19 protein-coding genes are annotated in these 24,162 nt (G+C 60.4%); 9 read left to right on the top strand and 10 right to left on the bottom strand.

All coding sequences use genetic code 11. The annotated features are described in order from the left end of the window. Positions 1–238: 238 nt before the first annotated feature. Genes AB4O45_RS04800 through AB4O45_RS04810 form a run of 3 tightly spaced genes read left to right on the top strand, consistent with a single transcriptional unit; the run spans position 239 to position 7,513 of the window. Positions 239–865 carry a response regulator transcription factor gene (locus AB4O45_RS04800; RefSeq protein ID WP_016770847.1) on the top strand — a complete coding sequence of 209 codons (627 nt, stop codon included), beginning with the start codon at positions 239–241 and terminating at the stop codon, positions 863–865. Positions 866–873: 8 nt separating this feature from the next. After that, a complete protein-coding gene (locus tag AB4O45_RS04805) occupies positions 874–4,518 on the top strand; it encodes a transporter substrate-binding domain-containing protein (RefSeq protein ID WP_460161133.1) in 3,645 nt (1,214 codons plus the stop codon). Between the two features lie 49 nt (positions 4,519–4,567). Further along, positions 4,568–7,513 carry an HD domain-containing phosphohydrolase gene (locus AB4O45_RS04810; protein ID WP_460161134.1) on the top strand — a complete coding sequence of 982 codons (2,946 nt, stop codon included), beginning with the start codon at positions 4,568–4,570 and terminating at the stop codon, positions 7,511–7,513. Here the strand turns inward: AB4O45_RS04810 and AB4O45_RS04815 are convergent, their stop codons facing one another. Together AB4O45_RS04815 and AB4O45_RS04820 are read right to left on the bottom strand one after the other, a co-directional pair. Beyond that, entirely contained in the window at positions 7,514–7,996 is a 483-nt protein-coding gene (locus tag AB4O45_RS04815) for a GAF domain-containing protein (protein ID WP_016770850.1), read from the bottom strand. Then, positions 7,993–8,883 (bottom strand): ATP-binding protein, encoded by an 891-nt coding sequence (locus AB4O45_RS04820; RefSeq protein ID WP_041478431.1) that lies wholly within the window; start codon positions 8,881–8,883, stop codon positions 7,993–7,995. Before AB4O45_RS04820 ends, AB4O45_RS04815 begins: the two co-directional genes overlap by 4 nt. 165 nt (positions 8,884–9,048) lie before the next feature. Between AB4O45_RS04820 and AB4O45_RS04825 the strand changes: the two genes are divergently transcribed. Then, positions 9,049–11,370: a hybrid sensor histidine kinase/response regulator gene (locus AB4O45_RS04825; protein WP_460161135.1), complete on the top strand. Its 2,322-nt coding sequence runs from the start codon at positions 9,049–9,051 to the stop codon at positions 11,368–11,370. Here AB4O45_RS04825 and AB4O45_RS04830 read toward each other — a convergent pair. From AB4O45_RS04830 to msrB, 3 genes are all read right to left on the bottom strand, one after another. Beyond that, complete coding sequence (locus AB4O45_RS04830; RefSeq protein WP_056788501.1) at positions 11,357–11,812, bottom strand: MarR family winged helix-turn-helix transcriptional regulator; 456 nt, start codon at positions 11,810–11,812, stop codon at positions 11,357–11,359. The two genes, AB4O45_RS04825 and AB4O45_RS04830, sit on opposite strands and share 14 nt — an antisense overlap. Then, complete coding sequence (locus tag AB4O45_RS04835) at positions 11,809–12,294, bottom strand: glutathione peroxidase (protein WP_016770854.1); 486 nt, start codon at positions 12,292–12,294, stop codon at positions 11,809–11,811. Before AB4O45_RS04835 ends, AB4O45_RS04830 begins: the two co-directional genes overlap by 4 nt. A gap of 104 nt (positions 12,295–12,398) precedes the next feature. Next, a complete protein-coding gene (gene msrB, locus AB4O45_RS04840; RefSeq protein WP_353187508.1) occupies positions 12,399–12,794 on the bottom strand; it encodes a peptide-methionine (R)-S-oxide reductase MsrB in 396 nt (131 codons plus the stop codon). Between the two features lie 224 nt (positions 12,795–13,018). Here msrB and AB4O45_RS04845 point away from each other — a divergent pair, with 224 nt between their 5' ends. Together AB4O45_RS04845 and htpX are read left to right on the top strand one after the other, a co-directional pair. Then, positions 13,019–14,230: a pyridoxal phosphate-dependent aminotransferase gene (locus tag AB4O45_RS04845; protein WP_016770856.1), complete on the top strand. Its 1,212-nt coding sequence runs from the start codon at positions 13,019–13,021 to the stop codon at positions 14,228–14,230. A 302-nt stretch (positions 14,231–14,532) separates the two neighbouring features. Beyond that, a complete protein-coding gene (gene htpX / locus AB4O45_RS04850) occupies positions 14,533–15,420 on the top strand; it encodes a protease HtpX (protein WP_007908619.1) in 888 nt (295 codons plus the stop codon). A gap of 175 nt (positions 15,421–15,595) precedes the next feature. On the opposite strand, the gene AB4O45_RS04855 is transcribed toward htpX, so the two are convergent. Continuing rightward, positions 15,596–16,249 (bottom strand): thiopurine S-methyltransferase, encoded by a 654-nt coding sequence (locus tag AB4O45_RS04855; RefSeq protein ID WP_431078149.1) that lies wholly within the window; start codon positions 16,247–16,249, stop codon positions 15,596–15,598. Between the two features lie 103 nt (positions 16,250–16,352). Between AB4O45_RS04855 and AB4O45_RS04860 the strand changes: the two genes are divergently transcribed. Continuing rightward, on the top strand, positions 16,353–17,120 hold the full coding sequence (locus tag AB4O45_RS04860; RefSeq protein ID WP_460161136.1) for a DODA-type extradiol aromatic ring-opening family dioxygenase: 768 nt from the start codon (positions 16,353–16,355) through the stop codon (positions 17,118–17,120). 116 nt (positions 17,121–17,236) lie between these two features. Here AB4O45_RS04860 and AB4O45_RS04865 read toward each other — a convergent pair whose 3' ends face one another. After that, the gene (locus AB4O45_RS04865; protein ID WP_016770859.1) at positions 17,237–18,910 is read right to left on the bottom strand and encodes a DEAD/DEAH box helicase; all 1,674 of its coding nucleotides are present in this window, start codon (positions 18,908–18,910) and stop codon (positions 17,237–17,239) included. A 419-nt stretch (positions 18,911–19,329) separates the two neighbouring features. Here AB4O45_RS04865 and AB4O45_RS04870 point away from each other — a divergent pair, with 419 nt between their 5' ends. Then, positions 19,330–20,121, top strand: coding sequence for a crotonase/enoyl-CoA hydratase family protein (locus AB4O45_RS04870; RefSeq protein WP_056788494.1), 792 nt, complete (start codon positions 19,330–19,332; stop codon positions 20,119–20,121). A 109-nt stretch (positions 20,122–20,230) separates the two neighbouring features. Here the strand turns inward: AB4O45_RS04870 and AB4O45_RS04875 are convergent, their stop codons facing one another. Then, positions 20,231–20,986, bottom strand: a complete 756-nt coding sequence (locus tag AB4O45_RS04875; RefSeq protein WP_056788491.1) for a spermidine synthase — start codon at positions 20,984–20,986, stop codon at positions 20,231–20,233. 151 nt (positions 20,987–21,137) lie between these two features. On the opposite strand from AB4O45_RS04875, the gene AB4O45_RS04880 reads away from it, so the two are divergent. Further along, positions 21,138–22,484: a class II 3-deoxy-7-phosphoheptulonate synthase gene (locus AB4O45_RS04880; RefSeq protein ID WP_095182202.1), complete on the top strand. Its 1,347-nt coding sequence runs from the start codon at positions 21,138–21,140 to the stop codon at positions 22,482–22,484. Between the two features lie 89 nt (positions 22,485–22,573). On the opposite strand, the gene AB4O45_RS04885 is transcribed toward AB4O45_RS04880, so the two are convergent. Next, positions 22,574–23,800, bottom strand: a complete 1,227-nt coding sequence (locus AB4O45_RS04885; RefSeq protein WP_460161137.1) for a winged helix-turn-helix domain-containing protein — start codon at positions 23,798–23,800, stop codon at positions 22,574–22,576. A gap of 64 nt (positions 23,801–23,864) precedes the next feature. Next, positions 23,865–24,086: a DUF1127 domain-containing protein gene (locus AB4O45_RS04890; protein ID WP_024013770.1), complete on the bottom strand. Its 222-nt coding sequence runs from the start codon at positions 24,084–24,086 to the stop codon at positions 23,865–23,867. Positions 24,087–24,162: the final 76 nt, after the last annotated feature.

The following is a 24,162-nucleotide window of genomic DNA, read 5'->3' on the forward strand; positions in this document are numbered from 1 at the left end:
ACACAACTTTAAACACCAGTAAATAATTGGAGATCAATATTGGCTCTCGGATAATTTCCATCTTCGGCGAATTGAACGCTCGTGTTCCTTACGCCAATCCTAATTTCAACGTAGTCCATTTCTTCATTACGCGTAGGATTAATCCGATAACGTAGTCGCGACACTACCAGTCCATGCGAGTGCTCATGCATCTGAGCTAAGGTGCGCGCTTTATTCATGCTTGCATGGGACTCTATTTATGAACTCCGTTTTTATTGTGGACGATCATCCGGTCATCCGCCTCGCCGTGCGAATGCTCCTGGAACATGAAGGCTACAAGGTCGTCGGTGAGACCGATAACGGTGTCGATGCCATGCAGATGGTCCGTGAATGCATGCCCGACCTGGTCATTCTCGATATCAGCATTCCCAAGCTGGACGGCCTCGAAGTACTGGCCCGCTTCAACACCATGGGTTCCAATTTCAAGATTCTGATTCTGACGGCGCAGTGTCCTACGCTGTTCGGTATCCGCTGCATGCAATCCGGTGCATCGGGATATGTCTGCAAGCAGGAAGACTTGAGCGAATTGGTCAGCGCAATCAAAGCGGTACTTTCCGGTTATAACTACTTTCCCAGTCAAGCGCTTAATCCGGTGCGCGCCGACGACACTCGATACGCTGAACTTGAACTGTTCAAATCCGTCAATGACCGCGAACTGATGGTATTGCAGTTATTTGCTCAGGGACGTACCAACAAGGAAATAGCCAAGGGCATGTTTCTGAGCAACAAGACCGTCAGCACTTATAAAAAGCGCCTGATGCAAAAACTCAAAGCCAGATCCCTTGTAGAACTTATCGAGATGGCCAAACGCAACGCACTCGTGTGAGACCCCACATGCCCAGCCGTCTGAAGGACTACCTGATCACCTTGAGCGCCGTTCTGTATCTGAGCGCCAATGCCTTCGCCTCGCCAAGCCCCTCACCCGACTATGCGTTGCTCAGCCGCTCGGCAACCGAGGCTGTCGGGATTGTCCTGCAATCGTCACAACGGCAATGGCTACAGACTCGCAGCGAACTGAAACTGGGTACCTCCGCACCTGATTACCCGCCATTCGACATGACCGTCAGTGGCCAGGACTACGAGGGACTGACCGCCGATTACGCAGGGATTCTCGGTCAAGCCACCGGTTTGCCGATTCGCGTGCAACGCTTTCCCTCGCGCGAGGCTGCCATTCGCGCCTTGATCGATGGCCAGATCGACCTGCTTGGCACAGCCAACGGCTACGAAGCAGGCAATGCCAACCTCGCGCTCTCCACACCTTACGCGGTCGATCAGCCGGTACTGGTGACCCGCGAAGATGAAACCCGCTCGCTAACCGAAGGCCTCGCCGGCCTGCGCCTGAGCATGGTGTATCACTATTTGCCGCTGCCGGAGATCAAGGCGCTGTATCCCAAAGCGCTGATCACCTGCTATCCGTCCTATCAGAACGCAATCAACGCGGTGGCCTTCGACCAGGCCGACGTGTTTCTCGGCGACACCCTCTCCACCCATTACATGATCAACAAGGGCTATCTCAATAACGTCCGCATGGCCAACTTCGGCAAGCAGGAAGCCCATGGCTTCAGCTTCGCCGTGCGGCGCAGCAATCCGCAGTTGCTGGGCATCATCGACACCGTGCTAGCAGCGATCCCGCGCAGCCAGCGCGATGACATCGCCAAACGCTGGAGCGCCGGCAGCGACCTGCTGCTCACCGACAGTAAACTCCAGCTGACGGATCGTGAGGAGAACTGGCTCAAGCAGCATCCCGTCGTCAGCGTAGTGGTCAATGAGGCGTACGCACCGTTGACCTTCTTCGACAGCGCCGGCAATTTCCGCGGCATCAGTGCCGACCTGCTCGAGCTGATCCGCTTGCGTACCGGCCTGCGTTTCGAAATCCAGCGCAGCCGTAACGATGCGGAAATGATCAGGCAGATCGACAATCACAAAGCCGATCTGATTGCCGCCCTGCTGCCCAGCGCCGAACGTGAAAAAAACCTGAGTTTCAGTCGTCCCTATCTGGAAAATTCCTACGTGCTGCTGACCCGCAAAAGCGCCGACAGCCCGACCAACCTGGCCCAACTCAAAGGCAAGCGTCTGGCGATCGCCCAAGGCAATCCGCTGGTCGCCTACTTGCATGAGAATTTTCCGGGCATCGAACTGATCGAAACCCCCGACACCTTCAGCGCCGTGTCGATGCTGGCCGACAATCACGTCGACGGCGCGGTGAACTCGCTGGTAATCGCCAACTATTTCATCTCATCGCGCATATTCGATCGGCCACTGCAAATCACCACCACGATCGGCACCAGTCAGGCAGCCTTCTCGCTGGCGACCGCCCGTGACAACACCGAACTGGCCTCGATCATCAACAAGGCGCTGCTGAGCATCGCTCCCGAGGAGCTCGGCGTGATCAACGGTCGCTGGCGCGGTTACTCCACCGCCTCCCAGAACATCTGGCAAAACTATCAGCGCCTGTTCTATCAAGTAGTCGCGGCCGCCGGCCTGATCCTGCTGCTGTTACTGACCTGGAACGCCTACATGCGCCACCAGATCAAGCAACGTCAGGCCGCCGAACGCGCGCTGAACGATCAACTGGAGTTCATGCGCTCGCTGGTCAACGGCACACCACACCCGATCTACGTGCGAGATCGCCAGGGTCTGCTGCAAAGTTGCAACGACAGTTATCTCGAAGCGTTCAACGCCAGACGCGAGGACATCATCGGCAAAGGCGTCGTGCAAGGCACTCTGAGCAATGCGTTCGAGGCCGAGGCGTTCCAGGCCGATTACCAGAGAGTCATTGCCGAAGGCATTCCCTTGATACTCGACCGGCCTCTGCACATCGGCAGCCGCCGCCTGACGATTTACCACTGGATACTTCCCTACCGCGACTCCAGCGGTGCCGTTCAGGGCATCATTGGCGGCTGGATCGATATCAGTGAACGCCGCCAATTGTTTGAAAAACTGCGTGCGGCCAAAGAACAGGCAGACGAGGCGAACCGGGCCAAAAGTACCTTCCTGGCAACTATGAGCCACGAGATCCGTACACCGATGAACGCCGTGATCGGCATGCTCGAACTGACCCTGCGACGCATCGATCCGCAACACCCCGATCGCGCTTCGATCGACACGGCCTACCATTCGGCCAAGGATCTGCTCGGGCTGATCGGCGATATTCTCGACATTGCCCGTATCGAATCCGGGCGCCTGAGCCTGTCCCCGGAGTGGATCAATCTGGTCGACACGGTGACCTCCGTTGCGCGCATCTTCGACGGCCTAGCGCGGCAGAAAAACCTTGCCTTGCAAGTCGTCTTCAACCCGCCGAACCCGGCTGTGGATGTGCACCTGGATCCGCTGCGCTTCAAGCAAGTGCTGTCCAACCTGGTCAGCAATGCCATCAAGTTCACCGAAAGCGGCCACGTGCGGATCACCCTCGACCTGATCCCGGCAGACGCTGCTGGGCGAACATTGATGCAGCTGACCGTGCAGGACAGCGGCTCAGGCATCAGCGCCGAAGATCAACAGCGCTTGTTCGAACCTTTCTCGCAGGCGGATAACGGCAGTAGGCAGGCAAAAAACGGCGCCGGACTCGGGCTGGTCATCAGTCGCAACCTGTGCGAAATGATGGGCGGACAACTGCAGTTGAGCAGCCAGCCCGGCATCGGCACTCAGGTTTGCATATCGCTGCCGCTGGACAGCCTGCCGGCGAAGGCGAATCCGCCGAAAAGCGAACCGTTGATCAAGCCTGCGACAACGCCGTTACATGTCCTGGTTGTCGACGACCATCCGGCCAACCGTTTGCTCATGTGTCAGCAACTGGAGTTTCTCGGTCATCGCTTCAGCATTGCCGAAGATGGCTGCAGCGGCCTCGAGCGGTGGAAGGCCGATCATTTCGATCTGGTGATCGTCGACTGCAACATGCCCTTGATGAACGGCTATGACATGACCCGTGGGATTCGTCAGCTTGAACTGCAAAACCACCGCCCGCCGTGCACCGTGCTGGGTTTCACCGCCAATGCCCAGCCCGAAGAAGTCCAGCGCTGCAAGCTCGCCGGCATGGACGACTGCCTGTTCAAACCGTTGAGTCTGACCTTGCTCGGACAATGGATCGACGGCATCACGCCGGCATCACCGGCCTCGGTCTTCGACCTGCAAAGTCTGAGCCTGCTGACCGGCAACAACCCCGGGCAAACCCGGCGCATGCTGGTGGAACTGCTCAAGAGCAGCCGTCTCGACCGCGAAGAACTGCTGAGGCTGTCGCCCGAGGATGATCGCGAAGCGCTGGCAGTGGTTGCGCACAAGATCAAGGGCGCAGCCCGCATCGCGCAGGCCTCGCGGTTGATCGAATGTTGCGATGAGCTCGAGGACGCCTGCCAGCAAGCGCTCGCGTCACAGGAGATTGCCCGTCGCTGGGCGGCAACCAGCCAGGCGATGCTCGAACTGGCGCAGGCCCTGCAGCAGCAATTGTCCCTGGCCGATCAAGGCGCAGTGAGCGAGTCTTAACTATGCTTGGACGCTGAGCAGTGAGTTAAACATTCATGGAGAGCCTGCAATGCACAGCCCACTGCGCCCCGAGCAACGCCGGTTGCCGCTGCACGTGCACATCAGCGTCATGTTCACCTTTCTTTTATTGCTCACCGGCGTGGTGCTGGGCCTGTTCAATTACCACCAGACCACGCAGATCATCCTGTCGAGCAGCGAAAAGCTGTTTGACCGCATCGAGCAGGATGTACGCCTCGATCTGCAGGCAACCTATCAGCCGATCCGCAACCTGTTGAGCCTGCTGGCGGACACCCCGGCGGCCCACGCGAGTGATCTGGAACAACGCCTGCCCTTGCTCAAACCCTTCAGCCAGTCGCTCACCGACAACCCGGCGCTGGCGTCGCTGTATCTGGGTTACGCCAATGGCGATTTCTTCATGGTGCGCGCGCTGCGTACTCCGGCTCTGAAGGCACAGCTTCAGGCGCCGGAAGCGGCGGCCTATCAAGTCTGGAGCATCGAGCATGCTCCACAAGGCGCCATACGCTCGCAATCATTGTTCTTTGATCAGGCCCTGACACCGATCAACCGCCGCGAGCATCCCCAAGAGCGGTACGATCCGCGCAGCCGGACCTGGTTCAGCGACGCCCTGCAACAGGCCGGGCAAATCACCACCGAGCCCTATGTATTTTTCTCGACCCACAATGTCGGCACCACGCTGGCCCGGCGCAGCGGCGAGAACGCGGTGATCGGCGCCGACCTGACCCTCGCTTCGCTGTCGACCGCCCTGGGCAAGCACCGGGTCACGCCCTCGACAGAGATCGCGTTGTACGACACCGACGGCAACGCCGTGGCCTACCCCGACAGCCATCGCCTGATCGTCGATGACCGCACTGCGCGTCTGGCCAGAGCGGCCGATCTCAGCCCTGAGCTGAACGCGCTGCTCAGCTCCGACAATATCGGCAAGCGTCTGCAAGTAAACGACCGGCAATGGATCGTCGCACGCACCGGCATCGAGGAAGGCGGGCCGAAAGGTCTGCAACTGGCGCTGCTGGTGCCGGAAGACGAATTACTGGTGGATGCGTTCCGGATGCGCTGGCAAGGCGCGCTGATCACCCTGGCCATCCTGTTGCTGTGCCTGCCATTGGGCTGGGTGATTTCGCGGATTCTGGTCAAGCCGCTGCATGCCTTGGTCAAGGAAGCCGACGCGATCCGCAGCTTCGACTTCAGTTCTCCGCTGGCGCGCCGCTCGCCCGTACTGGAAGTCGATCAATTAAGCCTGTCGATGGCGCGGATGAAAGAAACCCTGGGCAGTTTCTTCCGCATCACCGACAGCCTGTGCGCCGAAACCCGGTTTGCCCCGCTGCTCGAACGTGTGCTGTTCGAAACCGTACAGATTGCTCAGGCCCAGGCCGGTCTGATCTACCTGCGCGAAGCCGACGGCGCGCGCATGGAACCTTATGGACTGGTGATTGATGGCGTGCCGCAGAGGCTGGAGGCGTTCGACATTCAGGGACGAGAGCTCCATAAAAACACCGGGCCGGCGTGGTTCGAGCAACTGGCCAGCGCCAACAATACGGTCAGCCATCTGGGCTTCGATCAGGCCGGCGACTTGCAGAAAATCCTTTTGGCCATGGAATCACCGCGCATTCACCTGATCGGCATCCGCCTGCACAACCAGCACGATGAAACCATCGGCCTGCTGATTCTGCTGGTCAATGACAGTGGTGAGCCGAGTGATCTGGAAAAGCTGCGGCCTGACCGAATTGCCTTCTTGCAGGCAGTGTCCGGCGCGGCGGCGGTGAGCATCGAAAGTCAGCGTCTGCAAGCGCGGCAGAAACAACTGCTCGACGCCTTCATCCAACTGCTGGCCAGCGCGATCGACGCCAAGAGCCCCTACACCGGCGGCCATTGCCAGCGGGTGCCGGAACTGACGTTGATGCTCGCCCAGGCTGCTGCGGCAAGCCAGGACCCGGCGTTCAGCGCTTACCAACCGAGCGAGGATGAATGGGAGGCGTTGCACATCGCAGCGTGGTTGCACGATTGCGGCAAGGTCACGACGCCGGAATACGTGGTCGACAAAGCCACCAAGCTCGAGACCATCAACGACCGCATCCATGAAATCCGCACCCGCTTCGAAGTGCTCAAGCGTGACGTGTGGATCAACTACTGGCAGACCCTGGCAAGCGGTGCAGACGAAGCGGCGCTGGCCCGCGACCGTGATAGTGAGTTGCTGATGCTCGACAACGACTTCGCCTTTGTCGCCCGCTGCAATCTCGGTGGCGAGGCCATGGCCGAGGCCGACCTGCAACGCCTCGAGCGAGTGGCGCAACGCAGATGGCTGCGCACACTTGATGATCGCCTCGGTGTGTCATGGGAAGAAAACCGCCGCCAGGCGAAAACCCCTGCGCCGCTGCTGCCCGTCAGTGAAAGTCTGCTGGCCGACAAACCCGAGCATCTGATCGAACGCGACAAGAGCGAACTGATCCCCGAGGACAACCCCTGGGGCTTCAAACTCGATGTGCCCGCGTACAAGTACAACCGCGGCGAGTTGTACAACCTGAAGATCGCCCGCGGCACGCTGACCCGCGAAGAGCGCTACATCATCAACCATCACATGGTGCAGACGATCATGATGCTCAGCCACCTGCCTTTCCCCGGTCACCTGGACAGCATTGCCGAGATCGCCGGCGGCCATCACGAAAAAATGGACGGCACCGGGTATCCGAAACGGCTGAAACGCGAGGAGATGAGCCTGCCGGCCAGGATGATGGCGATTGCCGATATTTTCGAAGCGCTGACCGCCGCCGATCGCCCTTACAAGAAAGCCAAGTCGCTGAGCGACGCTCTGGGGATCATGGCGACCATGTGCCGTGAAGCGCACATCGATGCGCCGCTGTTCGGCCTGTTCATCAACGAAGGGGTGTACATGCAGTACGCAACGCGGTTTCTCGATCCCGCGCAAATCGACAGCGTGGACACGGCCAGCCTGATGCACAAGGCTGGCCTCAGCGGTTGATCAGCAGTCGGTCAGGCGCAGGAAAATCGCCGCCAGTTGCTCGATGCCGGCCTGATCTTCGGCGCCGAAACGCGCCAGCTTCGGGCTGTCGAGGTCGAGCACGCCGATCAGGCGACCGTCCTTGACCAAAGGCACTACCAGTTCGCTGTTGGAAGCGCTGTCGCAGGCAATGTGGCCCGGGAAGGCATGTACATCCTCGACGCGCTGGGTTTGCAGACTGGCAGCAGCGGCGCCGCAAACACCGCGCCCGAACGGGATGCGCACGCAAGCGATCTGGCCCTGAAACGGGCCGAGCACCAGCTCTTCGTTACGATTGAGGTAGAAACCGGCCCAGTTCAAATCATCGAGCTGGTTGAACAGGAACGCGGAAAACTGCGCGGCATTGGCGATGAAGTCGCGTTCGTCCGCCAGTAGCGATTCCAGTTGCGCGGCCAACATACCGTAGCCCTCGAGGCCCTGGCCGCTTTGTTGCAAATCAATCATGCCTTGTGCTCCAGCAATTTCAGTCCCACCCAGTAGCGGGCGAATTGATACGCGCAACGTCCGTTGCGATTACCGCGGCCGGTGGCCCAGCGCACGGCGAGGATGTCCAGTGCTTCGTCGCGCTGCCAGCTCAGGCCGGCCTTGGCGGCCAACTGGCCGATCCAGTGCTCGACGACGTTGAGAAAATGTTCCTGGGTAAACGGGTAGAACGACAGCCACAGACCGAAACGGTCGGACAGGGCGATCTTGTCTTCCACCGCTTCGCTCGGGTGCAGTTCGCCGTCGACGCGCTTCCAGTTTTCGTTGTCGCTTTCCTTTTCCGGCACCAGGTGGCGGCGGTTGGAAGTGGCGTACAACAAGACATTGTCGGGGGCCTGCTCGAGCGAACCGTCGAGCACGCTTTTCAGCACGCGGTAGTCGCCTTCGCCGGATTCGAACGACAGGTCATCGCAGAACAGCACGAATCGTTGCGGCAATTTGGCGACTTGCTCGACCACGCGTGGCAGGTCAGCCAAGTGATCGCGTTCGATCTCGATCAGACGCAGGCCGGCACCGGCGTGCTCGGCCAGCAACGCACGCACCAGCGAAGACTTGCCGGTACCGCGTGAACCCCAGAGCAAGGCGTGGTTGGCCGGCATGCCATCAAGAAATTGTTGTGTGTTGCGCCCCAACTGCTCCAACTGCCGGTCGACGCCGATCAGGTCGGACAGACGCATGTCGAGGCTGACTTCCAGCGGCAACAGGTAACCGCTGCGACCGTCACGCTGCCAGCGCGCTGCCAGGCATGTGTTCCAGTCAATGACGGGGCGCGGTGCCGGCAACAGTGGTTCGATTCGCGCCAGAACCGACTCGGCGCGTTCAAGAAAAGCATTCAATCGGGAATCCACGTCTTCTCCTCGGGCACTTTCACAGTGATGATGACGATCCAGCGACGACACACAGATAAAATCGCCTCAGCAAGCCTTGTTACAAGGCGATTCGGGAACCTCGGTATCCCTGCATGATCGACTATGCTTGAGCAGCGAAGGGAAACGGAAGTGGTTCAACAACCCATGGATATCAAATTCACCCACCGGCTGTCTTACAAGCAAGCCAGGCTTACCGTGCTGGTCGGGTTCATTCTGGGCACCCTGCTCAGTCTGCTGCAGATCGGCATCGATTATGCCAGCGAAGACGCTTCCATCAACCGTGAAATCCTCGCGCTGCTGGAAATCAGCCACAATCCGGCCTCGCGCATCGCCTATAACATCGACGCCGAGCTCGCGCAGGAGCTCACCCTGGGCCTGCTGCGCTCGCCGGCGATCATCGCCGCGCAACTGATCGACAACAACGATACCGTGCTGGCCAGCGTCAAACGCCCGGAACTGCAGAGCAGCTATCGGCTGATCAGCGACTTCCTGTTCGGCGCCAAGCGTCATTTCGAAGATCGTCTGTACCTCGACCACTTGCCCAACGAATCCCTCGGCATTCTCAAATTGGAAGTCGACACTTATGCCTTCGGCAGCCGCTTCCTGCGCCGCGCGGAAGTCACCCTGCTCAACGGTTTTGCCCGCAGCCTGCTGCTGACCGGGATCCTCCTGGCGCTGTTCTACGTGATGCTGACCAAGCCGTTGGTGCGGGTCATCCGTGAGCTCAGCGGTCGCGACCCGCGCAGCGCCGAGCCGACCACGCTCGAGTGCCCGGCCGGCCACGGCAACGATGAAATCGGCGTGCTGGTCAAGGTCGCCAATCAGCAGTTCGAGAACATCGCCACCGAAATCCAGCAACGGCGCACCGCGGAAAACCGCCTGACCGAATACCTCGCGCAACTGGAAGACATCGTCTCTGCGCGCACCGCCGAACTCAAGGCAATCAACGCCCGCCTCAGTCAATCCAACGAAGAGCTGGAAGTGGCCCGCCGCACTGCGCTGGACATGGCCGAAGCGCGTTCGGCGTTTCTGGCCAATATGAGCCATGAGATCCGCACGCCACTCAACGGTTTGCTGGGGATGATCGCGCTGTCGCTGGATGGCCCGCTCAACGCCGAGCAGCAGCAACAACTGTCAATCGCCCACGACTCGGGCAAGGTGCTGGTGGAACTGCTCAACGATATTCTCGACCTGTCGAAATTCGACGCTGGGCAACTGGAGCTGGAAAACATCCCCTTCGACCTCGGTTCGCTGATCGAAGACACCGCCAACCTGCTCTCGCAGAACGCCGCGCCAAGCGTCGAGCTGACCTGTCTGATCGAGCCGCACTTCCCGGCGCTGGTGCTGGGCGACCCGACCCGGGTGCGGCAGATCGTCAGCAACCTGCTGTCCAACGCGCTGAAATTCACCCGCTTCGGTCGGGTCGATGTGCGTCTGTCGGCGTACAAGGGTGGCGTGCGCATCGAAGTCTGCGACACCGGCATAGGCATCGCCCAGGAAGCGCAGGTGAAAATCTTCCAGCCGTTCACCCAGGCCGGCGCCGGTATCACCCGTCAGTACGGCGGCACCGGGCTGGGACTGGCGCTGACGTACAACCTGTGCGAAGCGATGCAGGGTCGGCTGACCATCAGCTCCGAAAGCGGCTTCGGCAGCCAGTTCTGCGCCGAACTGCCACTGCCCTCTCACACCCGCGCGCTGCCGCCGATACCGTTACGCGGCAAGGTTCTCGCCATCACCGCTGCCAGCAGTGGTCTGGCGGAATTGCTGAAAAGCCTGTTGCCGGTGTGGGGCCTGGAATACACGCAGCGCACTATTGACGATTCGCTGCTGGGCCTGAATCCGGATGTGCTGATCACCGATTGCCCGGAATGCCTGTTCGGTCTGCGCCCGAGCATCACCGCGCCGATTCTGCTGGTGACTGCTTACGGCAGTTTTCTGCCCAGCGAAGAAGCCGCCGCCCTCGCGCCCTTGCAGCAGCAAGCCCGGCCGCTGGCGCGCAACGCGCTGTACCAGCATCTGCGACGGATTCTGCAACCGGACGCCGCCACCCTCAACGAAGCACAAGCGGATGCCTTGCCGTCCGCGCGCCGGGGCAAGGTGCTGCTGGTCGAGGACAACCCGGTAAATCAACTGGTCGCCAAAGGCATGCTCGGCAAGCTTGGCTGCGATGTAGTGGTGGCGGGCCATGGTGCCGAGGCGCTGGATCAACTGGAGTTTGCCGATTTCGATCTGGTGCTGATGGATTGCAACATGCCGGTGATGGATGGCTATGAAGCCAGTCGGCAGATTCGCCAGAGCGGGCGCTGGCCGAATCTGCCGATTGTCGCGCTGACCGCCAATGCCATGTCCGAGGAACGCGAACGCTGCCGCGCGGCGGGCATGAGCGACTATCTGGCCAAACCGTTTCGCCGCGAAGAACTCGCCGCGTTGCTTGATCAGTGGATGCCGACTACTAAAGCCCTTTGATCTGCCCGAGCAAATGATCGAGGCCGGCGCGCAAATCATTGAGCCGGTCGAGATCTACGCCACTGTCGCACAGCAGGCGCGCCTTGAGTGGCCCGACCTGCTCGCGCAGTGCTGTTCCGGCAGGCGTCAGGCTCAGGTGCATCTCGCGTTCATCCCGCGCCGAGCGCCGACGCTGGACCAGATCGCTCTGCTCCAGACGTTTGAGCAAAGGCGTCAACGTCCCCGAGTCCAGGGCCAGGCGTTCGCCCAAGGCCTTGACCGTCGGTTGCTCCGGCGCAGCATCCTGCCATTCCCACAGCACCAGCATCGCCAGGTACTGCGGGTAGGTCAGGCCCAACTGATCGAGCATCGGCTTGTAGGCGCGAATCACCGCCCGCGAGGCCGCGTACAGTTTGAAGCACAACTGGCTGTCGAGCTTCAGCGAATCAACCGCCAGGCTCATTTCAGTAGAGCTTCGATCTCGCCGCTCAGGTCCTGCGGCTTGGTCGTCGGGGCGAAACGCTTGACCAACTGGCCATCCTTGCCGATCAGGAACTTGGTGAAATTCCACTTGATGCCCTGCGAGCCGAGCAGGCCCGGGGCGCGCTTCTTCAACTGCACGAACAGCGGATGAGCATCGGCGCCGTTGACGTCGATCTTCTTGAACAGCGGGAAGCTGACGCCGAAATTCAGCTCGCAGAACTCGCTGATGGCGCCCTCATTGCCCGGCTCCTGTTTGCCGAACTGGTTGCAGGGGAAACCCAATACCACCAACCCCTGGTCTTTGTAGGTCTGCCAGAGTTCTTCGAGGCCCTTGTATTGCGGAGTGAAGCCACACTTGCTCGCGGTATTGACCACCAGCACTGCTTTGCCGGCGAAATCGGCCAAGGTCTTTTGCTCACCCTTGATGGTGGTGCAGGGGATATTCAGCAGGTTGTCGCTCATAGGTCGGCTCCGCAATGGTCAGGAAAGCGCAAACATAACGAGCAATTGAATTGTGCGCAATCTAATTGACCGATAAAAAGGCGACGCGATGTCGCCTGTTTCGGTTATTCCCGGGGCTCGAGATTCAGGCACACCGAGTTGATGCAATAACGCAGGCCAGTCGGTGGCGGGCCATCCGGGAACACGTGCCCCAGATGCGCATCGCAGCGCGCGCATTTCACTTCGGTGCGGACCATGCCGTGGCTGGTGTCGCGGATCTCAGCCATCGCGCTATCGCCGATCGGCGCGTAAAAGCTCGGCCAGCCGCAGCCGGAGTCGAATTTGGTCTTGGAATCGAACAGCGGCTCGTTGCAGCAGACACAGTGGTAGACACCGTCGGTTTTGGTGTTGTTGTATTTGCCCGAGAACGGACGCTCGGTGTCACTCAGGCGGCAGACGTTGTACTGCTCGGGGTCGAGCATGGCACGCCATTCTTCCAGGGTTTTCTGCAACTTTTCCATCATCACACCTCAGCGGCTGAAAAAGCCCGATCTGTACCTTTTCCACGGATCGGGCGGCACGTATGATTGCGCCTCGTCACGCGCCAGTCTGGCAGCCAGACCGGGCGCATTCAAACGGATTCTGAGCGCTAAAGCGCCAGACCTCCGCCTGTGCGAAGACGCAGCAATCCCAGTACGGTTGTCCATTTGCCGCCTGGATCGTTCATTTTCGGGATCACATCGCCATGCAGTTCAGCAAATCGAACAAGCTCGCCAACGTCTGCTACGACATTCGCGGCCCAGTGCTCAAGCACGCCAAACGACTGGAAGAGGAAGGCCAGCGCATCCTCAAGCTGAACATCGGCAACCCGGCGCCGTTTGGTTTCGAAGCGCCGGACGAAATCCTCCAGGACGTGATCCGCAACCTGCCGACCGCGCAAGGTTACAGCGACTCCAAAGGCCTGTTCAGCGCGCGCAAGGCGGTGATGCAGTACTACCAGCAGAAGCAGGTTGAAGGTGTCGGCATCGAAGACATCTACTTGGGCAACGGCGTTTCCGAGCTGATCGTGATGTCGCTGCAGGCGCTGCTCAATAATGGCGACGAAGTGCTGGTGCCAGCCCCGGACTATCCGCTGTGGACCGCTGCCGTCAGCCTCGCTGGCGGTAACGCTGTGCATTATCTGTGCGACGAAGGCGCCGACTGGTTCCCGGATCTGGCCGACATCAAGGCCAAGATCACCCCGAACACCAAGGCCATGGTGATCATCAACCCGAACAACCCGACCGGTGCGGTGTACTCGAAGGAAGTGTTGCTGGGCATGCTGGAAATCGCCCGGGCGCACAATCTGGTGGTGTTCTCCGACGAGATCTACGACAAGATTCTTTATGACGACGCCGTGCACATCTGCACCGCTTCGCTGGCCCCGGACCTGCTCTGCCTGACTTTCAACGGCCTGTCGAAATCCTACCGCGTGGCCGGTTTCCGCTCCGGCTGGATTGCCATTTCCGGGCCGAAACACAACGCGCAGAGCTACATCGAAGGCATCGACATGCTGGCCAACATGCGCCTGTGCGCCAACGTGCCGAGCCAGCACGCAATCCAGACCGCGCTGGGCGGCTACCAGAGCATCAACGATCTGGTGCTGCCGCAGGGTCGCCTGCTGGAGCAGCGCAATCGCACTTGGGAGTTGCTCAACGATATTCCCGGCGTCAGCTGCGTGAAGCCAATGGGCGCGTTGTATGCGTTCCCGAAAATCGACCCGAAGGTCTGCCCGATCCACAACGACGAAAAATTCGTTCTCGACCTGCTGCTTTCCGAAAAACTGCTGGTGGTCCAGGGCACGGCATTCAACTGGCCGTGGCCGGACCACTTCCGCGTGGTCACCCTGCCCCGCGTCGATGATCTGGAAATGGCCATCGGCCGCATCGGCAACTTCCTCAAGTCCTACCGCCAGTAATGGCCAGCAGTGCGCAACGGATTGGCTGTTGCGCACTGTCTGATTCAGCAACACATCTTTGTTCCGCGCCTTTGCAGCCCTTCTACACTTGCGATGCGAGCCGTACAGACGTGTCTGACCTAATGGCGGCGGGGCGAAAGGCTGTGTCATCCGTATCGGAATCGAGGGTGGGAATTTTCTTTTTCCTCAAGAAACCGCTGTAGGACACAGTTTGAAATAGTCACTCGGTTGAATAGCCCGGTGCCGCACCTTATATACCCCGCAGTACGCTACATCTTTAGCTTGAGGAGAGTTCTACAACCATGATGCGCATCCTGCTGTTTTTGGCCACTAACCTGGCGGTCGTGCTGATAGCCAGCATCACCCTGAGCCTGTTCGGCTTCAACGGGTTCATGGCGGCCAACGGGGTCGACCTCGACCTCAGTCAGCTGCTGGTCTTCTGTGCGGTCTTTGGTTTCGCCGGCTCGCTGTTCTCGCTGTTCATCTCCAAGTGGATGGCGAAGATGAGCACCGGTACGCAAATCATCAGCCAGCCACGCACTCGTCATGAGCAATGGCTGCTGCAAACGGTCGAGCAATTGTCCCGCGAAGCCGGGATCAAGATGCCTGAAGTCGGGATTTTCCCGGCCTACGAAGCGAATGCTTTCGCCACCGGCTGGAACAAGAACGACGCGCTGGTCGCGGTCAGCCAGGGCCTGCTCGAGCGATTCTCGCCCGATGAAGTGAAAGCCGTACTGGCCCACGAAATCGGTCACGTCGCCAACGGCGACATGGTCACGCTGGCTCTGATCCAGGGCGTGGTGAACACCTTCGTGATGTTCTTCGCGCGGATCATCGGCAACTTCGTCGACAAGGTCATCTTCAAGAACGAAGAAGGCCAGGGCATCGCCTATTACGTGGCGACCATCTTCGCCGAACTGGTGCTGGGCATCCTCGCCAGCGCAATCGTCATGTGGTTCTCGCGCAAGCGCGAATTCCGTGCCGACGAAGCCGGCGCCCGCCTGGCCGGTACCAGCGCGATGATTGGTGCTCTGCAACGTCTGCGCGCCGAACAGGGCCTGCCGGTGCATATGCCCGACACCCTGAACGCCTTCGGCATCAACGGTGGCATCAAACAGGGCTTCGCCCGCATGTTCATGAGCCACCCGCCGCTGGAAGAGCGTATTGACGCACTGCGTCGTCGCGGTTGATTTGATCGCAATAAGAAAGAAGGCCCGCAGTGATGCGGGCCTTTTTTTGTATCTTCAGATCATGCGTTGTCAGCAAAGTCCCATTCGCGAGCAGGCTCGCTCCCACCTTTGAAACGCATTCCCCTGTGGGAGCGAGCCTGCTCGCGAAGACGCCGGATCTGCTAACAGAAAACCATCAGGCAGAAACCCGATAAACCCGCTCCACCAACCACTTAACCCCGCCCTGCTGAAACTTGGGGCTCTCAGCCAGAATATCTCGCTCTTCCAGTTTCTCCAGCTGCCAACCCTGGCCGAGCAACCGCTGCGCCTCATCATCATTCACCGCAAACGGCGGTCCCGGGATCTGCGTCTGATCGTAATCCAGGGTAATCACCAGCCCTTTCATCTCCGGCGCCAGCAAGTGCTGCAAATGCGCCGCGTAGCGCTGGCGCATCGCGTCCGGCAAGGCAATCAGCGCGGCGCGGTCATACAGCGCAGTACAATCTGCGACGTCCTCGGCCGTCAGCGCAAAAAAATCACCGCACCACAATTCGAACGCAACACTGCGATAAACCTTGAATGCGCCCTGCTCGCTGATCTGCGGTTGCAACTGATGTTCGCTGAAAAACTCCTCGACAGCCTTTTCCGCTAGCTCAACCCCAATCACCTGGTGTCCCTGCCCGGCAAGCCAGAGCAGATCCAGACTCTTCCCGCACAGCGGCACCAGCACACGCGCCGACGGTGCAATCGCCAGCTCCGGCCAGTAGCGCTGCAAATACGGGTTGGCCTCGGGCTGATGAAAGCCGATCTGGTTCGAATCCCATTTCTTGTACCAAAACTCAGGCTGCATGGATCACTCCCGAAAAACCGATGAAAAACCGCAGAAACTTATATTGGATTCAGATCGATGATCTGACTGAAGATGGTTCATCTTAGCGCTCAGGAGCCCGTCCATGTTGCCCAGCCTGTTTATCTCCCACGGTTCACCGATGCTGGCGCTGGAGCCCGGTGCCAGCGGCCCGGCACTGGCGCGACTGGCCGCCGAACTGCCGCGTCCCAAAGCCATCGTCATCGTCTCTGCACACTGGGAAAGCCAGGAACTGCTGGTCAGCAGCCACCCGCATCCGGAAACCTGGCACGACTTCGGCGGTTTCCCCCGTGCGCTGTTTGAAGTGCAGTACCCGGCACCGGGCAATGCGCAGCTGGCCGCCGAAGTGGCTGAACTGCTGAACGCCCATGAATTGCCGGCTCGGCTCGATCCGCAACGACCGTTCGATCATGGTGTTTGGGTGCCACTGTCTTTGATGTATCCGCAGGCCGATATTCCGGTGGTGCAAGTCTCGTTGCCGAGTCGCGGCGGACCGGCATTGCAGACGCGAGTTGGCCGTGCACTGGCGAGCCTGCGCGAACACGGCATTCTGTTGATCGGCTCCGGCAGCATCACCCACAACCTCCGCGAGCTGGACTGGCATGCCGGCCCGGAAAGCATTGAACCGTGGGCGCGGGATTTTCGTGACTGGATGATCGACAAGCTGGCGGCCGACGATGAAACGGCGCTGCATGATTATCGCCAGCAGGCGCCGAATGCCGTGCGTAGTCACCCGAGTGATGAGCATTTGTTGCCGTTATTCTTTGCTCGCGGTGCTGGCGGGGTTTTCAGCGTGGCGCATCAGGGTTTCACGATGGGGGCGCTGGGTATGGATATTTATCGCTTCGGCTGACGTCATCGCTGGCAAGCCAGCTCCCACAAGGTGTTGTGTCGCCCGATGAACAGGCAAAAAAAATCCCCGAACCAGTCGGGGATTTTTTATGTTCGATCAATCAGCCCGAGGGCGGATCAATCTTCGCGGTAGCGACGCAGCTTGAGCTGCTTACCGGCCACGCGAGTGTCCTTCAGTTTGGTCAGGAGTTTTTCCAGACCTTCTTCCGGCAGCTCGACGAGGCTGAAGCTGTCACGCACCTGGATGCGACCGATCGCTTCACGGGCCAGACCGCCTTCGTTGAGGATGGCGCCCAGCAGGTTTTTCGCAGCGATACCGTCACGCGCACCCAGCGCGGTACGGCAACGAGCACGGCCTTCGCCCAAAGGCATTGGCGCACGACGCTCGCGGTCACCACGATCAGGACGATCACCGGAACGCTCAGGACGGTCGCCACGCGGTGCGTTGTTCGGCACCAGTGGACGTTCCTTCTCGATTGCGGCCAGGTTCAGCGCTTGACCATTGGTGGCTTTGCGCAGCAGCGCAGCAGCCAGAGCACGCGGGGTGCAACCGATGTCGGCGGTCAAGCGGTCGAGCAGCTCACCGTGAGTCGATTCGGCATCAGCAACCAGCGGCGACAGGCTGTTGGTCAGTTTCTTGATGCGAGCATCGAGAACGGCTTGAGCGTCCGGCAGACGCACTTCGGCAACTTTCTGACCGGTTACGCGCTCGATCACTTGCAGCATGCGGCGCTCACGTGGAGTCACCAGCAGCAGTGCACGACCTTCGCGACCGGCACGGCCGGTACGGCCGATACGGTGCACGTAGGATTCCGGGTCGTACGGCATGTCAACGTTGAACACGTGAGTGATGCGCGGAACGTCCAGACCACGGGCAGCAACGTCGGTGGCGACAACGATGTCCAGACGGCCATCTTTCAGCGAGTCGATGACGCGCTCACGCTGGTTCTGGGCGATGTCACCGTTCAACGCGGCGGCTTTGTAGCCTTTGGCGTCGAGGGCGCTGGCCAGGTCCAGAGTGGCTTGCTTGGTGCGCACGAACATGATCAGGGCGTCGAAGTCTTCGACTTCCAGCAGGCTGAGCACGGCCGAGGTTTTCTGGTCAGCGTGAACCAACAGGTGAGCCTGTTCGATCGCGGTAACGGTCTGGGTCTTGGTCTGGATCTTGACGTGTTGCGGATCGCGCAGATGGCGTTCGGCAATGGCGCGGATCGACTGCGGCAGGGTCGCCGAGAACAGCACGGTCTGGCGGGTCGATGGCAGAGCCTTGAAGATGACTTCCAGGTCATCCATGAAGCCCAGCTTCAACATTTCGTCAGCTTCGTCGAGAACCAGATGGTTCACGGTCGACAGGACTTTCTCGTCGCGACGCAAGTGATCGCACAGACGACCCGGAGTAGCGACAACAATCTGTGCGCCATTACGGATTGCCTTGAGTTGCGGGCCCATCGGCGCGCCGCCGTAGACAGCCACGACGGTGACGCCTGGCATTTGCTTGGCGTAGGTTTCAAAAGCGGTTGCTACTTGCAGCGCCAACTCTCGGGTTGGCGCCAGGATCAGGGCTTGCGGTTCGCGCTTGGCAGGATCGATGCGGTGCAGGATAGGCAGTGCGAACGCGGCGGTTTTACCGGTACCGGTTTGCGCCTGGCCAATCATGTCCTGGCCGGCCATGATGATCGGGATCGATTGCTGCTGAATCGCCGAAGGCTCTTCGTAGCCAGTCGCTGCGACGGCTGCAAGAATATTCGGGTTGAGATTAAAAGCGGCGAATCCGCCGGTTTCCTGGGTCATGGGTCTGCCTCTAAGTGCATCCGCAAAGACCCATGCTCCAAAGCTGCGCATGCCGTGTTGAGACTCAAGAGTCGCCCTGGCAGCTTTGTCGGCGGGGATTTGCGAAAACGAATGAATGAAGATGAATCGTCAAGGAAGAGCCCGCAATGCGGACGTGCAGCCGAAGCTGACTTCGGGAAATGCGCTACCTAAACGCGGCCCGGTTAAAGGCCGGCGCGCACTATACCGGATTTCGCCCGAAAAGGGAGCTTTTTTTGTGGCCCTTATCCGTGTGTCACCGCCGTGTAACGGGGTTTTGCGGATAATCGCGCAACGGTCTATTTTGCAAAGGCCCGGCCCTGCGGGCGATGACGCTTAAACGGTTCACCGACCTGCGGCAAAGCGCCGCGCACCCGCCCTTCACGCTTGAGGATTTAGCCATGAATCAGCCCTGCGCCGGCCGCGTCAGCCGAGAACGTCGTGGTCATGTGCACTTGATCGGCCTCGATCGGGCGGCCAAGCGCAACGCTTTCGATATCGACCTGCTCAACGACCTGAGCCTGGCCTACGGCGAGTTCGAAGCCGACCGCGAAGCGCGGGTCGCCGTGGTGTTCGGCCACGGCGAGCACTTCACCGCCGGGCTTGATCTGGTCAATGCCAGCGCGGCTCTGGCCGAAGGCTGGCAGGTTCCGACAGGCGGGTGCGATCCCTGGGGCGTTTTCGTCGGGCCACGGGTGAGCAAGCCGGTAATCGTCGCCGCGCAGGGTTACTGCCTGACTATCGGCATCGAGCTGATGCTGGCGGCGGACATCAATCTGTGCGCGAGCAATACCCGCTTCGCGCAGATGGAAGTGCAGCGTGGGATTTTTCCGTTTGGCGGGGCGACTTTGCGTTTCCAGCAGATTGCCGGCTGGGGCAATGCGATGCGCTGGTTGCTCACTGGCGACGAGTTTGATGCACACGATGCGTTGCATCTGGGCTTGGTCCAGGAAGTGATGGCCAGTGAAGACTTGCTGCCCCGCGCGATCGAACTGGCCGAACGGATTGCCCGGCAAGCACCGCTGGGTGTGCAGGCGACCTTGATGTCAGCGCGACAGGCGCGTTATGAGGGTGAGACAGCGGCGGCGCAGGCGTTACCGGCGCTGGTGAAGAAGTTGCTCGCCACTGAAGATGCCAGGGAGGGGGTGAGATCGCTGGTGGAGCGGCGGCCAGGGATTTTCAAAGGTGTGTGAAGAATCTGCTGCCTGTCAGGGCCTTTTCGCGAGCAGGCTCGCTCCCACAGGTCGAACGCATTTCAAATATGGGAGCGAGCCTGCTCGCGAAGGGGGCGGTACTGCCGGCTCAGGTCGCCGGGCGAATCGCGTTGATCAACGACTGCAACGAGTACCCCAACTGCGGCGCCAGCGCTTCGGCTCGTTGGGTCAGCGCCTGCATGTCCAGCGCCTGATCGAGATCCGCCGGGATAATCAGAATCACGTTGCCCTCCTTCACCGGCAATTCCCAGTAATGCCGGTGATAGAGGCCGCGCAACAATGCCGCGCCCAGTGGCTTGCCATCGTCGGTGGCCCACTGGTTGATCACCAGCCAGCCGCCCGGATTCAGGCGCTTCTGACAATCGCCGAGAAAACTCCAGGCCAGATGCCCGACCCCGGGGCCGACATCGGTATAGAGGTCGACGAAAATCAGATCCGCCGGCTCGGCAGTCGGCAGCAATTCCAGCGCATCGCCGACGCGGATGTACAAACGCGGATCATCATCCAGACCGAGGTATTCAATGGCCAGGCGCGGCACGTCCGGGCGCAGTTCGATGGCCTCGACGTCTTCGAGCGGCAGAAACTTCAGGCAAGCCTGGGTCAGTGTGCCCGCACCCAAACCGAGAAACAGCGCGCTCTCCGGCTGCTCGTGGCACAGCGCACCGATCAGCATGGCGCGGGTGTAGTCGTACTCCAGCCAGCTCGGGTCGGCAGTGAACACGCAGCTCTGCTCGATCGCATCGCCGAACTCGAGAAAGCGGTAATCGGCCACTTCCAGCACGCGAATCACGCCGAACTCATCCTGTACTTCGGCGAGCAGATGCTCGACGCGCTCCTCAGTCATTTCGTCTCCTGATGGTCACCGGGCGCGGTGACGCGATGGCACCGCTGTGGCGCCGTGGCAAAGCGGCGATTGTCGGCGATGGGGCGGGAGCAGGTCACGCACTAATTGCTGCTAACATGGCGCTTCCCTGCGTACGAACTTCGAGACCGTGATGAGCCAACCGTGGAGCCCTGACAGCTGGCGCGCCCTGCCGATCCAGCAACAACCGCAATACCCCGACGCCGCGCACCTGCGCCAGGTCGAGCAAACCCTGGCCAGCTATCCGCCGCTGGTGTTCGCCGGCGAAGCGCGCGAGCTGCGCCGCCAGTTCGCCGAAGTTACCCAGGGTCGCGCGTTTCTGTTGCAGGGCGGCGATTGCGCGGAAAGCTTCGCTGAATTCTCCGCAGCGAAGATTCGCGACACCTTTAAAGTGTTGCTGCAGATGGCGATCGTCATGACCTTCGCTGCCGGTTGCCCAGTGGTCAAGGTCGGGCGCATGGCGGGTCAGTTCGCCAAGCCGCGTTCGGCCAACGACGAAACCATCGGCGGCGTGACCCTGCCGGCCTATCGCGGCGACATCGTCAACGGCATCGGCTTCGACGAAAAGAGCCGCGTGCCGGATCCAGAGCGTTTGCTGCAGTCCTATCATCAGTCCACAGCGACCTTGAACCTGTTACGCGCTTTCGCTCAGGGCGGTTTTGCCGACCTGCACCAAGTGCACAAGTGGAACCTGGATTTCATCGCCAACTCGGCGCTGGCCGAGAAGTACAGCCATCTCGCCGACCGCATCGATGAAACTTTGGCATTCATGCGCGCCTGCGGCATGGACAGCTCGCCGCAACTGCGCGAAACCAGTTTCTTCACCGCCCACGAAGCCTTGCTGCTGAACTACGAAGAAGCCTTCGTGCGCCGCGACAGCCTGACCAACGATTACTACGATTGCTCGGCGCACATGCTGTGGATCGGCGACCGCACGCGTCAGCTCGACGGCGCGCACGTTGAATTCCTGCGCGGGGTGAACAACCCGATCGGCGTCAAGGTCGGCCCGAGCATGGACCCCGATGATCTTATCCGCCTGATCGACGTGCTCAACCCGGACAACGATCCGGGGCGTTTGAACCTGATCGCGCGGATGGGTGCGAACAAGGTCGGCGATCATCTACCGGCACTGATCCGCGCGGTCCAGCGCGAAGGCAAGCAAGTGCTGTGGAGCTCCGACCCGATGCACGGCAACACCATCAAGGCCAGCAGCGGCTACAAGACCCGTGACTTCGCGCAGATCCTTGGCGAGGTGAAGCAGTTTTTCCAGGTGCACGAAGCGGAAGGCAGTTATGCCGGCGGCATTCATATCGAGATGACCGGGCAGAATGTCACCGAGTGCATCGGCGGCGCCCGACCGATTACCGAGGATGGCTTGTCCGACCGTTATCACACCCACTGCGATCCACGGATGAATGCCGATCAGTCGCTGGAATTGGCGTTTTTGATTGCCGAGACCCTGAAGCAAGTCCGCCGTTAGACCGCGTCGCCTCCCTTCGCGAGCAGGCTCGCTCCCACATTTGCAATGCGTTTCCCTGTGGGAGCGAGCCTGCTCGCGAAGGCGCCAGCTCAGGCCCCCTCCATCTGCGCCAATGCTCCCCGCAACCGGCCCGCACTCTCGCGCTGACAATTCAACTGCACCCGCGCCAAACCCAGCCAACCCGCCATCCGCCGCAAATTCAGCGCCAGCGCCAGCATCCCCTCCTCGTCCAGTCCCGATTCTTCCTCATGCACCGCATGCACCGCCAACTGCCCTGCCGCCCGTTCGGCACGCAGATCAACCCGCGCGGCGATCCGCTCGTTGTGCAAAAACGGCAGCACGTAATAGCCATACACGCGCTTGGGCTGCGGTGTGTAGATTTCCAGGCGATAGCGGAAATCAAACAGGCGCTCGGTGCGGCTGCGCTCCCAGATCAGCGAGTCGAACGGCGACAGCAGCGCACTGGCAATGACCTTGCGCGGCACTTTGGGCTCCGGCAGGCAATAGGCGATCTGCCGCCAGTCGGCGACTTCGCACATCTGCAATTGCCCCGCCTCAACCAGTTCAGCCAGACGCGGCCGCGCATCCGCAGGGCTCAGGCGAAAGTAATCACGCAGGTCTCTTTCCGTACCAACGCCCAACGCTTGCGCCGCATGCAACAGTAAACTGCGTTGCGCCTCGGCCTCACCCGGTTGGGGCTGCTGCAGAATCGCTGCCGGAATCACCCGCTCGGGCAAATCGTACAAACGCTCGAAACCGCGTCGCCCCGCCACTGTGACCTCACCGGCGGCGAACAACCATTCCAGCGCATGTTTCTCGGCACTCCAGTCCCACCATGGCCCGGCCTTGTCTTCGCGGGTCGACAGACTGCCGGCGCCAAGCGCGCCCCGCTCCTCAACCGCAGTCAGCACGCGGCGGATGGTTTCCTGTTGTTCGCGACCAAACCTCGCCAATTGCTGATAGATGTCTTCGCCACGCTTGGCCCGCTGCATGCGCCAGCGCAGCAACGGAAACATCGACAGCGGCAGCAACGACGCTTCATGGCCCCAGTATTCGAACAGCGTGCGCCGACGGCCCGAACTCCAGGCAGCCTGGTCGAGCAAGTCAGATGGATAGCAACCGAGACGGGAAAACAGCGGCAGGTAGTGCGAGCGCACCACGGCATTGACGGAATCGATTTGCAGCAGGCCCAGCCGTTCGATCAGTCGGTTGAGATGACTGGCATTGACGTTCGGCGGCTGGCGCCCGTTGAACCCTTGGGCAGCTAGCGCCAGACGTCGCGCCTGTTTGAGGGAAAAGGACACTGTCGCGGGCATTTATTTCTCCATGTCTGCTCGCAACCTACCTCACCTGAAAGGGGTTTGTGTAGCGATAGCCTCATCATTTATGCATCGGGTCGTCCCAGAACGGCCGCACGGTTTCGTGTTCGACATCGGCGCGGCTGATGCCGATGTCCTTCAGCGCCTCATCGCTCAGACCGGCGAGCATTTCCCGTTCACGATGCAGCTCATACCAGCGGCTGAATTTGTGCAGCAGATCGGACACGATATGGCCGTGGCCGGACAGCTGTTCTTCGCTTGCATACTCTCTTTGACCTTTCATCGTATTGCCTCCTTCTGTGGATGGCTCAAGTCTCGCGCCAGCGCTAAGATCAATCCAACGAATGTTTCTGATGGCA

The sequence above is a fragment of the Pseudomonas sp. S2_B10 genome, from assembly GCF_054668425.1.